The organism is Dyadobacter sp. 22481 (assembly GCF_052044875.1).
Lineage (GTDB): Bacteria > Bacteroidota > Bacteroidia > Cytophagales > Spirosomataceae > Dyadobacter > Dyadobacter endophyticus.
Map to the genome: position 1 here is coordinate 2,188,021 of NZ_JBQENV010000001.1, position 12,818 is coordinate 2,200,838.

The following is a 12,818-nucleotide window of genomic DNA, read 5'->3' on the forward strand; positions in this document are numbered from 1 at the left end:
ACAAAGCGGTTGTATTATCAAATACAACCGCTTCATTATTTCAGAGGAACATTCCGCCCGAAACTTCGATCCGCTGACCGGTAATCCACCGCGCATCATCCGAACACAAGAACGCCACTACGCCGCCAATGTCGTTGGGCTCTCCTACGCGCCCCAGGGCGGTAATGCTGCTGATGAAGTCGGTCAGACCTGGGTGGCTGTCGAACGAGTCGCTATTGAAATCGGTGTAGATCGCCCCCGGCGCCAATGCATTCACGGTAATGCCCCTGCTTCCCAGTTCTTTGGCCATATAGCGTGTTAAAGTATCGATCGCCCCTTTCATGGATGCGTACGCCGCATACCCGGGCGAAGAGAAGCGCGCGAGGCCTGTGGACAGGTTCACGATCCGCCCACCGTCCGCAAGCAGCGGCAAGGCCTTTTGCGAAAGGAAATAAACGCCTTTGAAATGCACATTCATCAGGTCGTCGAAATCCTGCTCACTGGTTTCAGAGAATGCCGAAGGACGGCTGATTCCTGCATTATTTACCAGAATATCAAAAGACGTACGGTTCCATTTATCTTTCAAAATACCTGAAAGTCTGGAAAAGAAGCCGTCGAAAGATTTTACTTCCGCGGTATCCAATTGAAGGGCAGCCGCTTTCTGCCCGAGCGCCTCGATGGCCGCAACCACTTCTCCGGCCTCTTGTTCCTTGCTGCGATAAACAACGATTACATCGTTCCCTTTCTCTGCCAGGCGGAGCGCCATGTTTTTTCCTAAACCGCGGCTGCCGCCGGTAACCAATGCTATTTTACTTGCTGATTCCATCTTTTTTGTTGGTAAAAATTGATGGAACAAAGGTACCAGGCGCTACGTAGCCGGATTTGCGAGCTTCAAATCAAAACTTACGAAATTCAAATCTAAGCCCGAAATGTGCGCGGGCTTAGCGCAGTATGCTTCTTGAAGAGGTTGTTGAAATGTGAAGCCTCCTCAAAACCAAGGCTGTATGCGATTTCGGACACATTCCAGTCGGTGTGTTTTAAAAGGATTTTGGATTCCTTGATAATGCGCTCACTAATAAGCTCGGTGGTGGTTTTGCCCGTTATTTCCTTTAATACCTTGTTGAGGTAATTGACGTGGATAGAAAGCTGGTCGGCATAATCCTTGGCCGAACGAAGATTCAGCTTCTGGTGCGGCGGCTCTACCGGGAACTGACGTTCGAGCAACTCAATGAAGAGCGACGAAACGCGCTTGTAAGCGTTGGTTTCTTTAAAAAGCGAGGTCGCCGGCTGCAACTTCTGCCCGAAATGGATCAGTTCGATGACATAATTTCGAAGCAAATCATATTTATAGGCGTAATCCGATTCGATTTCCCGGAACATCTTGCTGAAAATGTACCGGATATCCTCTATTTGCTGGTCGTTCAGAAAGAATATCGGGTTACCGCCCGGCTTAAACACCGGCAGCTCGCGCAGGCGGACGCCGCTATTGTCCTGCGTAAGGAAGTCTTCGGAGAAAATACAGAAAAAGCCCGCCTGGTTCTCGTCCTGCGGCACATAGTGGTAGGGAATCAGGGGCGTAGCAAAAAGCAACGCATTGTGCTCGATATCGATCACCTTATCGGCGTATTCGGCCCTGTTCCGCCCGAGGATCAGGCTTATTTTATAATATGCCCGTCTATTGTACGGCATTACCCTGTTCTTCGCAGCCACGCGATACAACTCGTCCGTCCTGAAAATATTAAAATGCCCCACCTCCTTCTGAACCTGCTCGGGAATCAGCATGGAAGTGTCCCTATAAAACTGTTCGATCGTCGCTGATTTCGTCATGTGGTAAAGTTACGAAATTCAAAACAGGGAAGAAAGCATGACATCTCCCCTTTCCTCCCAAACTAACTACTGATATTCAACAAACACTTCATCTGCGTAGCACCACAACCACTTCTCCCCTGGCTCAGCAGACGAGGCTACGGGGTGTCCGGTGTGATGGAAATGCTTAGTCATGTGCTTGGCGGGCGAGCTGTCGCAGCAAAGGGTGGCGCCGCAGGTCTGGCAGGTACGTAAATGCACCCACCATCCGTCTACTTTTTTACATTCTTCGCAAACCAGCTCGCCGGCGACCTTAATCTGCTGAATATCTTCGATATGCTTACAAATCTGAGCCATTACACTTCGCTTAAATATTGGTGAACAAAACTGATGGACATCGATCCCTCGCCCACTGCCGACGTAACGCGGTTCATCGCGCCTGCACGCACGTCACCCGCAGCAAAAATACCCGGCGAGCTTGTTTCAAGCAGATACGGATCCCGATCGGCCTTCCATACTTCTTTGAAATTCTCGTAATTTTTCATTTCACGCCCCGTCTCGATGAAACCTTTCTTATTCTTAATGATTTCAAGGCCTACCCATTCGGTGTAAGGCTTCGCACCAATGAAAATAAACAGCGCGTCAGCCGGAACGATTCGTTCCTCATTAGTATTCAAATCGACCAATTTTAGGTTTTCAAGATGCCCGTCGCCCTGCGCCTCCACAATCTCTGTACAACCCAAAACGGCTATATTGTCCGTGCCTGCGATCTGATCGATCAGATATGACGACATCGACGACGTGAGATCGTTTCGCCTGACCAAAATGTAGACATTGCGGGCAAATTTAGACAGGTACATTGCCGCCTGCCCGGCGGAATTCCCTCCACCAAGCACATACACATCCTTATTGCCGCATGAACTGGCTTCTGTGCTTGCCGCACCATAGTAGATACCCTTTCCGGTAAAATCCTCTATGCCTTTCGTTTCAAGCTTGCGGTAATCGACGCCCGTCGTAATCACTACTGCCTTAGCATTTATCTCGCTACCATCGCCGAGAACCACCGTTTTATATTTATCCTTTAATTTAATCTCCTTTACAAACTGCGGCGAAAGGAACTCGGTTCCGAAACGCGTCGCCTGCGTGATCGCCCGGCGGGTGAGCTCCGCCCCGCTCAGGCCCGTTGGAAAGCCAAGGTAATTCTCGATCCTCGAACTGGTACCAGCCTGGCCCCCAGGCGCTTTCCGTTCAATTAATAAAGTACTTAAACCTTCCGAAGCGCCATATACCGACGCCGCTAAACCGGCTGGTCCCGCCCCGATGATCACTACATCGTAGATCTGTTGTTTTGTCTTGGGATTCAGGCCTATGCGCCCCGCAATATCAATCAGCGAAGGTGTTTTCAGCAAAGAGCCATCCTCGAAGATTACCACCGGAAAATCCACCGGGCAGAGGCTATTGCTTTTTGAAATCTGCCTGCCGGTCTCATTCGATTCGGCATCGAGCCATAGGTATGGCACCAGATTACCGGCCAGAAAGTCCTTGATTTCGTGCGCTTTGGGCGAGAATTGATAACCTATCACTTTAATACCCTTGAACTCGGGACGGTAATTGCCCTGCCAGTCCCGGAGCAGCTCGTCGATAGCCGGATAAAGCTTTTCTTCCGGCGGGTCCCAGGGTTTCATCAGGTAATAATCGAGCTGCACGTCGTTGATGGCCTTAATAGCCGCCTCGGTATCCGAATAGGCCGTCAGCAGCACCCTCTTGGCAAAAGGAAACATTTTCATGACCTTTTGAAGGAAATCCACACCCTGCATTTCAGGCATACGCTGGTCGGAAATAAACATGGCTACCTCGTCGCCACGATTCTGCAGTTCCAGCAGGCTCTCCATCGCTTCGGCCACGGAAGTTGTGCTCAAAATCTTGTATTTTTCTCGGTAATGGGATTTCAGGTCACGGCTAATTGCACGGAGCACCTGCGGATCATCGTCAATCGAAAATATAATGGGCAAAGCCATAGGAGCTTCTATTAAGAGTTGGTTGAGAATTAAAATTAGCCATTAAACGGGAAACAAACCTCAAACTCGGTACGCCCGGGTTGAGAATGCAACGTCACCGTCCCGCGGTGCTGGCGTACAATCCGGTTCACTACGTCGAGACCAAGGCCCGTGCCTTTTCCAACCGATTTGGTCGTAAAAAACGGGTCGAAAATCTTGGAACGTATCTCTGCCGGTACGCCGGGGCCATTATCGCAAATCGTTACCTTCACAAAGTCCTTGTCACGGCGTGTGATAACGGTCAGCTCCGGATCAGCCTGATTTTCAAGCGCGTCTACGGCATTGTCGATCAGGTTTGTCCATACCTGGTTCAGCTCGCCCACCATCGCTTTGACAGGCGGCAGCGTCAGATCAAAATCCTCTACCACCTTGATATTACCTTTTTTTAACTTGTAATTCAGCATAATGAGCGTGTTGCGAATACCCACATGAATGTCTACGAACTCACGCTCGCCCCCCCGATCCATATGTGTAAAGGTTTTGACAGAACCTACGAGTTCAGCAATGCGTTTGGACGCCTCCTGGATATCCGCTACCATGCGCTCGGTCGTCAGGCTGTTATTGATCCAGGTCAGCACGGGCGAAAGATCGTCGTGATTGATCTTCCCTTTCAGGTCTTCCAGGTCGTCCTCCCCTACTCCGAACTCCACCAGGTTATCGGCGATATCTTCGCAGCCGTCGATATTGTTCTGATCGAGCCAGTCGAGTATTTCATCCTCTTTTTCGGAGCGCTTCATCATCGACAACACCGGGCGCGCGGTGTTGTTCAGCAGGCTTACCATTTTATCATTGAGTAGATCGATCTCCTGGTGCGACAAATGGATCGAAAGCAGCGATTTGAACGAATCGGGCTGCATCAGCAAATGCTCCTTCAACGAAGCCGAACTCCGCACGATAGCCGCTGCGGGGTTGTTCAGCTCATGCGCCAGCCCTGCCGACAGCTTTCCAAGGGCCATCATCTTCTCATTCTGCTGTTCGAGCTCGGTAAACTCCCGCACGCGTGACGTCATCACGATTACCAGCGCCTGTGTAAGTTCATAATGCGACGTCACTAGCTCCCGCAACAACTCTTTGGGAAAGGTCATCAACTGAGCGGTTTCCAAGCAAACCCCGTAAGCAATGGCCATTTTTCCCCGCGAAAACGGCAGAATGCCTGTCACGGTACCTGGCAGCAGTTCGGCGATGATCTGTTTGGTATTGTTTTGAAGCCGGTACAGCTCTATCCGGCCCGAAAAAATGACGTGCGTGCCCACCAGCGGCTCTCCCGGCCTGATCATCATATCGCCCTCCTGCAATTCATAATGCTGGCTGCGATCGATCATCCATTCCAGCTGGCTTTCAGGGACATCCTTGAAAACCTCGATGGCGAGCAAATCCTGAACACTGATATCCTTCATGAGCGAACGCGGTAAGGTGTGAGTTAACAGGCCAATTTCGAAATAAACGCGGACTTTTTCGCGCGAACCTTCCGAATGCACAACGAAATCCCTCCTTTATACGATTCCGCCTGTCACCACCCGCGTGTAAATCTTGTACTCCGGCAGCGCACCGGTGAGCTCCGCCAGGCTTACCTCCACCCAATCGCGGTTGTGCGGATGCACGAATGCACCGTTGCAGGCAGGGAATAACTTCCGCAAGCGGTCGAATGACTCCGCTTCGAGATTGATCTCCTCATGCCCTAGCTCCGACGACAGATAATGCCCTGTACACAGGCCAAGCGAGGTTTCAAATTCGATTTTTACCATGCTGCCTACAATTTCATACTGCATCGTGTCGAGCACTACCTCTTCACGAAGGTCCTCGGCTGTGCCCAGCGTTTCTTCCTGGTCGCCAAGGATATCGATCCCTGGAATATCGCTAACTGCCATTGGTTTCTGTTTTGATTGGGTATCTAAAATTCAAAAACCATTCCCGTTATCATACGGGCGCCACTGTTTATTCTTCGGTACGATTATTGCTCTTTATCGCTCCACAACGAACTGATAATGAAAGTGGAGCAAAAGATACACATCGGCACATCCGGGTGGAGTTACAAACACTGGAAAGGCATTTTCTATCCCGGGAATGTAAAACCTGCGGAATACCTTTCGTTTTATGCCCGACATTTCCCCGTTTCAGAGATCAACAACAGCTTTTATAAGTTGCCAACGAAGGAAATAGTGGCGAAATGGACCGATATGGTGCCGGCAGATTTTGTCTTTTGCCCCAAAATGAGCCGGTATCTCAGCCATTTGAAGAAGCTACGTGACGCGCAGGAACCATTGGAGCGGTTTTTCAATATTTTTAGTCCGTTTAAAGAGCATCTCGGCCCGATCCTCATTCAACTGCCCGCAAACTCCCGGTTTCATACGGAAGTGGCCGAGATGTTTTATGAAGAGACGGACCGGTACGAAGGTTTCCGCTTTGCACTCGAAGTGCGGCATCCGTCTTGGTTTTCCGAAGAAAGTATTAGTTTAATGAAGAAACACGGCATTACCCTTGTTTTCTCACAAGCCGACCAGTTCCCCTACCACGAAGAAATCACCGCCAGGGATATTTACCTGCGCTTCCACGGCCCGGAGTCGTTATACAGCTCATCCTATTCCGACGACGTCCTGGAAGATTACGCCGAAAAGTTTGCCGCTTGGGCTGACAACGGGCATGAAGTCTGGGCATTCTTTAATAACGACGTCGGCGGGCACGCCCTGACTAACGCCAAAAAATTGCAAGGACTGATAGATGCGAAAATCCACGAAATGGCGACTTGAAATGTAATGAATGACCGAATGAATGAATAGTTACGCGGATCTGCTGCGGCCTTGCTCACCCATCCCCGTTCCACGGCAGCTCATTCGGTCATTCAATCATTCACTCATTTACTCACTCACACTTTCAAAATCATGAGCCTTACCAAATACAACGAGAAACGCACCTTCGACAAAACTCCGGAGCCCAAAGGCGGCAAAGCGGACAATAGCGAGCTTATTTTCGTAATCCAGAAACATGATGCGTCCCGTCTGCATTACGATTTCAGACTGGAAATGGGCGGCGTGCTCAAAAGCTGGGCGGTGCCCAAAGGACCTTCTACCGATCCGTCGGTGAAACGGCTGGCGATGATGGTCGAAGATCATCCATATGACTACAAGGATTTTGAAGGCATCATTCCAGAAGGGAATTATGGCGCCGGAACAGTAATGGTCTGGGATTTTGGCACTTATGAGCCGTTGGAAGAAGTAGATGGCAAGCTGAGAGCAGTCGAAGGCAAAAAAGCCAGGGAGAAACTTGCGCTTAAAGAACTGCATTCAGGCTCTCTGAAGGTGCGGCTCAATGGCAAGAAGGTTAAGGGAGAATATGCATTGGTGAAAACCAAAGGCATGGAAGAAAACGCGTGGCTTCTCATTAAGCACCGCGATAAATTCGCCTCCGAAGATGATATTACCCAAAAGGACCGGTCGGCCGTGACGCGAAGGACCTTGCAGGGTATTGAAAAGGATGGCGATGCCGTTTGGGAAAGCAATCACGAAGAGAAGAAATCTGCCGAGACAAAAGGTTCAGCCAAGTCCAAAGCGCCCAAAACCGAGGCCAAAGATCCGGCAGAAGAAGCCGCGGCAGAAAAAAAAAGCCCGGACTTCGACGTAGCGGCGATTCTGAAAAAGGGAAAAAAGCAAAGCTTCCCCGATGACCTGCAACCGATGCTCGCTACACTGGTCGACAGGCCGTTTGATGATCCAGGCTGGGAATATGAGGTGAAATGGGACGGTTACCGCGCCTTGGCTTACCTCAATCAAGGACAGGCCAACTTGCGGTCGCGGAACAAAAAATCCTTTAATGACAAGTTTTACCCCATTTACCAGCAATTGCAGGATTGGAAAATCAATGGCGTGATAGACGGAGAAATTGTCGTGATCAACGAGAAAGGATTATCGGATTTCAATGCATTACAAAACTGGCGGAGCGAGGCCGATGGCGAACTGGTCTACTATGCATTCGATATTCTCTGGCTGGAAGGCAAGAGCCTCATTCATTTGCCGTTAACGGAACGGAAAGCCATTTTGCAAAGCATTGTGGACGAAAATAGCCCGGTACAACTTGGTTACAGCGTGTCGTCAGAGGGTAACGCATTCTTCGAGGCAGCCCAAAAAATGGGCCTGGAAGGCGTTATTGCTAAAAAATCAGACAGCGAATACTACCCTGGCATCCGCACGCGCGACTGGCTGAAAATCAAGATCAACAAGCGGCAGGAGGTCATTATCGCAGGCTATACACTCAACGAAGGCTCCTCCAAGCTTTTCAGCGCCTTGCTGCTAGCGGCTTACGAACACGGCGAGCTGCATTATGTGGGTAAGGTCGGTACCGGGTTCAAAGAGAAGCAGCAAAAGGAGATGATGGCGCTTTTTAAGCCGTTGGTTACCAAGAAGAGCCCGTTTAAAGAAACGCCCGACTATAACAAACCCTCGCGTTTTCGCCCAAACCCGCCGCACGCGAATGCGACCTGGCTTAAACCTGAATTGGTTTGCGAGATCAGCTTTGCCGAAATCACAGCCGACGGAGTGTTCAGGCATCCGTCGTTCGAGGGAATGCGGGAGGACAAGTCGGCGAAAGACGTGGTGCGGGAAGTAGAAAAATCAACCGATGAAGTTGTCGACGAAGCAGATCACGACACGGAGAAAATTATTAAAAAACCCGCCAAAGCGAAAAGAAAGACACTTTTAAACCCGAAAGAAGAAACCCAGGTACGGAAAATTAATGGGCATGAGGTCAAATTTTCAAATTTGAAGAAACTCTACTGGCCCGATGATAAGATTCACAAAAGTGAGCTGATCAACTATTACTACCAGGTCGCACCATTCATTTTGCCCTATCTCGAAAACCGGCCGCTTTCGCTCAACCGTTTTCCCAACGGCATCCAGGGTAAAAGCTTTTACCAGAAAGACTTTACCGGAAAGGTACCCGACTGGATCAAAACCACACCTTACATATCCCAAGGCGAGAACAAGAACTTCATGCTCTGCAACGATGAGGCCACGCTGCTCTACATGGCTAACCTCGGCGCCATAGACGTAAATCCCTGGAACAGCCGCATCGAAACCCCCGACAATCCCGATTGGTGCCTGCTCGACCTCGACCCGGACGCGACCAACACCTTCGAACAGGTGATCGAAACCGCGCAGGCAATCAAAGGCTTGCTGGATTCTTTAAATGTTCCCTCCTACTGCAAAACCTCCGGCTCCACGGGTCTGCATATTTACATTCCACTCGGTGCCCGATACAGCTACGATCAATGCCAGCTCTTCGCCGAATGGGTGGCCGGGCAGATACAGCACCAACTCCCGGATTTCACCAGCGTGGAGCGACTCACAAAAAACCGCAAAGGCAAGCTTTACATCGACTACCTGCAAAACAGGCCCAAAGCGACGCTCGCCGCTCCCTACTCGGTCCGCCCGAAACCCGGCGCGACTGTTTCGATGCCCCTGCATTGGGATGAGGTGAAGAAAGGACTTCAACTGAAAGACTTTACAATTTACAATGCGATAGAGCGGATCCAGCTTGAAGGCGACCTCTTTAAACCCGTTTTGGGCGAGGGAATCGACCTGGAAGAAGTGATTGGAAGAACGGATGGCGACACTGGCTAAATCAAAATCCTCCTACTTCTTGCTAATAAATAACCAGCCAGACCCTCATTGTAGTAGTAATGTAGGGGTGATTTTTCCGTGAATACATTTGACTTGTGCAATATGAGGTAGTAATGTAGTAATGCATTGCTACCCCGCTGCCTCTTTGCGCCTATACCTTTGTCGGCAGTACGCGAGTATTACTTTTTCAATAATTAATTGGGCAAAGTTCATTTGCCAGATCTACTAAATTTTAATACTAATATTTATGAGCAAAAAATTTGTACTATTATGTAGTGTGCTGATGCTATATGGCCTTGTACAGACCGCCGTTGCCCAAAGCCGGGTCGTCAAGGGCAAGGTGTCGGTCAAAACGAAGGGGGAAGAGCTGGTAGGCGCTACGGTGGTAGTAGAAGGCACCAACTATGCGACGATCACCGATGCAACCGGTAATTACTCGATCGAGGTGCAGCCCAACTCCGTCCTTGTAGCGAGTTTCATCGGAATGATCACCCGGAAAGTCACCGTGGGCAACCAATCCGAAATCAATTTCGAACTCGAAGAATCGATCGATAATCTTAACGAAGTCGTGGTAGTGGGTTACGGCGCGCAGAAGAAAAGCGTGGTAACCGGAGCTATTTCGAGCGTAAAAGCTTCCGACTTACAATCAATGCCGATTAACCGACTGGAAGAAGCGTTGCAAGGCCGGACATCCGGCCTTACAATCGCTTCGAACTCCGGACAACCCGGCTCGGCCGCGACCGTGCGCGTGCGGGGCATCACAACGCTCAACAACAACGATCCTCTCTATGTGGTGGATGGGGTTGTAGTCGACAATGGCGGGATTGGTTATTTGAACCAGTCCGACATTGAGTCGATCGAAGTATTGAAAGATGCTGCTTCCCAGGCTATTTACGGTGCACGGGCTGCTGCCGGTGTAATTTTGGTTACCACTAAAAAAGGGAAAGCAGGCGGCATTCGCGTGAATTACAATGGCTTCATCGGTGTACAGGGCCCGGCCCGGAAACTTGACCTGCTGGACGCGACCCAATATGCCACAATCCGCAACGAAGCGGCTGTCAATGCCGGTCAGACGGCGCCATATGCTAATCCGGCGTCGTTCGGCAAGGGCACCGACTGGCAATCTCTGATCTTCAACAAGAGTGCCAAACGCCAGAACCACGAACTGAGCGTCAGTGGCGGATCGGAGAAATCAACCTTCTATCTTTCATTGGGTTACCTCAACCAGGAAGGAATTGTTGCGACCGATATTTCCAAATACAATAGAACGAGCATTCGTCTCAACTCAGAGCATAAACTGGCAAAATGGCTCACATTCGGCCAGAATCTGGGTTACGCACATGATAAATCGGTGGGATTGGGCAATACCAACAGTGAATTCGGTGGCCCGCTGAGCTCTGCCATTAACCTTGACCCTATCACACCGGCTGTGATCACCGATCCGGCGGTAGCTAATGCGGCTCCTTATACCAACAAGGGCATCCGCCGCGATGCGAATGGCAATCCATACGGTATTTCTCAGGCCGTCGGCCAGGAGATGAGCAATCCGCTCGCGTATATACAAACCCGTTTGGGAAATTACAGCTGGTCGGATAATATCGTAGGCAACGCTTACCTGATGGCCGAGCCGGTTAAGGGCCTTCAATTGAAATCGACCCTGGGCAGCAAGCTGGCGTTTTGGGGCAACGAGAGCTTCAACCCAGTTTCGTGGCTCAATGCAGCTTCGGTGACCTCGCAGACGAGCTTCAACCGCACCAACAACCGTCGTTTGGACTACAACCTGGAAAACACGATCTCCTACACCCGCCCGTTCGGCCTGCATAATGTAAATGTGTTACTTGGGCAAGGCGCTTACCTGGACAACAACACCCGCATGACCAGCGTCACGTTTTTCAACGTGCCGGCCGATAACTTCGACGACGCCTCCCTGAACTTTAAAGTACCCGCCGACCAGCGTAATTCCGACGGTTCCGAAGGCGCGAAACACACAGTAAGCTCGCTTTTCGCCCGCGTGAACTATGATTATGACGAGAAATACCTCTTACAGGCCCTGGTACGCCGCGATGGCTCTTCGCGCTTTGGTTCGAACCATAAGTACGGTGTGTTCCCGTCATTTTCGCTGGGCTGGGTGCTTTCGCGCGAGGCTTTCTTCCCGACCAACAATGCGGTCAACTTCCTGAAATTCCGTGGAGGCTACGGCGTGGTGGGTAACGACGGTATCGGCGATTTCGCTTACCTGTCCACCATTGGCAGTGGACGTAACTATACCATTGGTACCTCCGGCAGCTACATTATCGGTTACAGTCCCAATGCACCTGCCAACCCGGATTTGAAATGGGAACAGACCAGCCAGACCAACATCGGTTTCGACGCGACGATCTTCAATAATGTGAGTGTGACCTTTGAATGGTTTAAGAAAGCCACCAAGGATATTTTGCAAAATCCGCGCATTCCGGGCTACGTTGGCGCTATCTCAAACCCGGCAGCCAACATTGCCGACATGGAAAATACGGGTGTAGAATTGGAGCTGGGTTTCCGCAAGCGCCTTGGAGAGGTTGATTTCTCCGTCAACGGAAACGTTTCTTATATCAAGAACCAAGTAACAAACCTAGGTAATGGTGTGCAGTATTTGTCGGGCGGCGCAAGCTTTCAGGGAGCGCCCCCGATTACGCGCACCCAAGTTGGACAGCCGATCGGTTCTTTCTTTGGTTATGTAAATCAGGGCATTTTCCAGACGCAGGAAGAAGTGGATGCACATGTTTCTGCAGAAGGAAAGAAAATCCAGCCCAATGCCAAGCCAGGCGATTTCAAATGGCAGGACTTGAACGGCGACGGTACGATTACTGAAACCGACCGCACATTCATCGGCAATCCTACGCCGAAATGGAATTATGGCTTGACTTTGAATGCTGCCTACAAGGGCTTCGACATTGTGGTATTCGGGCAAGGCGTCGCCGGTAACCAGATTTTCCAGGGCCTACGCCGCCTGGATATCGCCAATGCGAACTGGCAAACCGACGCCCTCGACCGCTGGACAGGCCCGGGTACTTCCACCACTTTTCCCCGCATCGTGAACGGTGATCCGAACAAGAATTTCCAGAACCCGTCAAGTTTCTACCTGGAAAAAGGCGACTTCTTCCGACTGAAGACGCTGCAAATTGGCTACTCGCTGCCGCCAGCGCTGATCAGCAAGGTAGCGATGAAAAAGGCACGTGTGTATATAATGAGCCAGAACCTGTTTACCCTCACCAAATACACCGGCTATGACCCGGAGATCGGCGGAAGTGTACTGAGCATCGACAAGGGCATTTATCCCCAGGCGCGCTCCTTCATGGTAGGTTTGAACATTGGTTTTTAATTGATT

General features: G+C 50.5%; 9 protein-coding genes. 3 read left to right on the plus strand and 6 right to left on the minus strand.

Translation table 11 applies throughout. The features are described from left to right. Positions 1-40 precede the first annotated feature (40 nt). The 6 genes from ACTJJJ_RS08550 to ACTJJJ_RS08575 all read right to left on the minus strand — a co-directional run bounded on the left by ACTJJJ_RS08550 (position 41) and on the right by ACTJJJ_RS08575 (position 5,710). On the minus strand, positions 41-805 hold the full coding sequence (locus ACTJJJ_RS08550; protein WP_426294111.1) for an SDR family NAD(P)-dependent oxidoreductase: 765 nt from the start codon (positions 803-805) through the stop codon (positions 41-43). Positions 806-897: 92 nt separating this feature from the next. Next, the gene (locus ACTJJJ_RS08555; RefSeq protein ID WP_188928593.1) at positions 898-1,806 is read right to left on the minus strand and encodes a helix-turn-helix domain-containing protein; all 909 of its coding nucleotides are present in this window, start codon (positions 1,804-1,806) and stop codon (positions 898-900) included. A gap of 66 nt (positions 1,807-1,872) precedes the next feature. Beyond that, complete coding sequence (locus ACTJJJ_RS08560) at positions 1,873-2,142, minus strand: UBP-type zinc finger domain-containing protein (protein WP_188928591.1); 270 nt, start codon at positions 2,140-2,142, stop codon at positions 1,873-1,875. Continuing rightward, on the minus strand, positions 2,142-3,803 hold the full coding sequence (locus tag ACTJJJ_RS08565) for an FAD-dependent oxidoreductase (protein ID WP_426294110.1): 1,662 nt from the start codon (positions 3,801-3,803) through the stop codon (positions 2,142-2,144). Before ACTJJJ_RS08565 ends, ACTJJJ_RS08560 begins: the two co-directional genes overlap by 1 nt. Before the next feature lie 35 nt (positions 3,804-3,838). After that, positions 3,839-5,239, minus strand: coding sequence for an ATP-binding protein (locus ACTJJJ_RS08570; RefSeq protein ID WP_188928587.1), 1,401 nt, complete (start codon positions 5,237-5,239; stop codon positions 3,839-3,841). A gap of 96 nt (positions 5,240-5,335) precedes the next feature. Then, complete coding sequence (locus ACTJJJ_RS08575) at positions 5,336-5,710, minus strand: hypothetical protein (protein WP_188928585.1); 375 nt, start codon at positions 5,708-5,710, stop codon at positions 5,336-5,338. A 117-nt stretch (positions 5,711-5,827) separates the two neighbouring features. Between ACTJJJ_RS08575 and ACTJJJ_RS08580 the strand changes: the two genes are divergently transcribed. From ACTJJJ_RS08580 to ACTJJJ_RS08590, 3 genes are all read left to right on the plus strand, one after another. Next, a complete protein-coding gene (locus ACTJJJ_RS08580; RefSeq protein WP_426294109.1) occupies positions 5,828-6,589 on the plus strand; it encodes a DUF72 domain-containing protein in 762 nt (253 codons plus the stop codon). Between the two features lie 132 nt (positions 6,590-6,721). Next, on the plus strand, positions 6,722-9,454 hold the full coding sequence (ligD, locus tag ACTJJJ_RS08585; protein WP_426294108.1) for a DNA ligase D: 2,733 nt from the start codon (positions 6,722-6,724) through the stop codon (positions 9,452-9,454). A 247-nt stretch (positions 9,455-9,701) separates the two neighbouring features. Further along, positions 9,702-12,812 (plus strand): SusC/RagA family TonB-linked outer membrane protein, encoded by a 3,111-nt coding sequence (locus ACTJJJ_RS08590; RefSeq protein WP_426294107.1) that lies wholly within the window; start codon positions 9,702-9,704, stop codon positions 12,810-12,812. Positions 12,813-12,818: the final 6 nt, after the last annotated feature.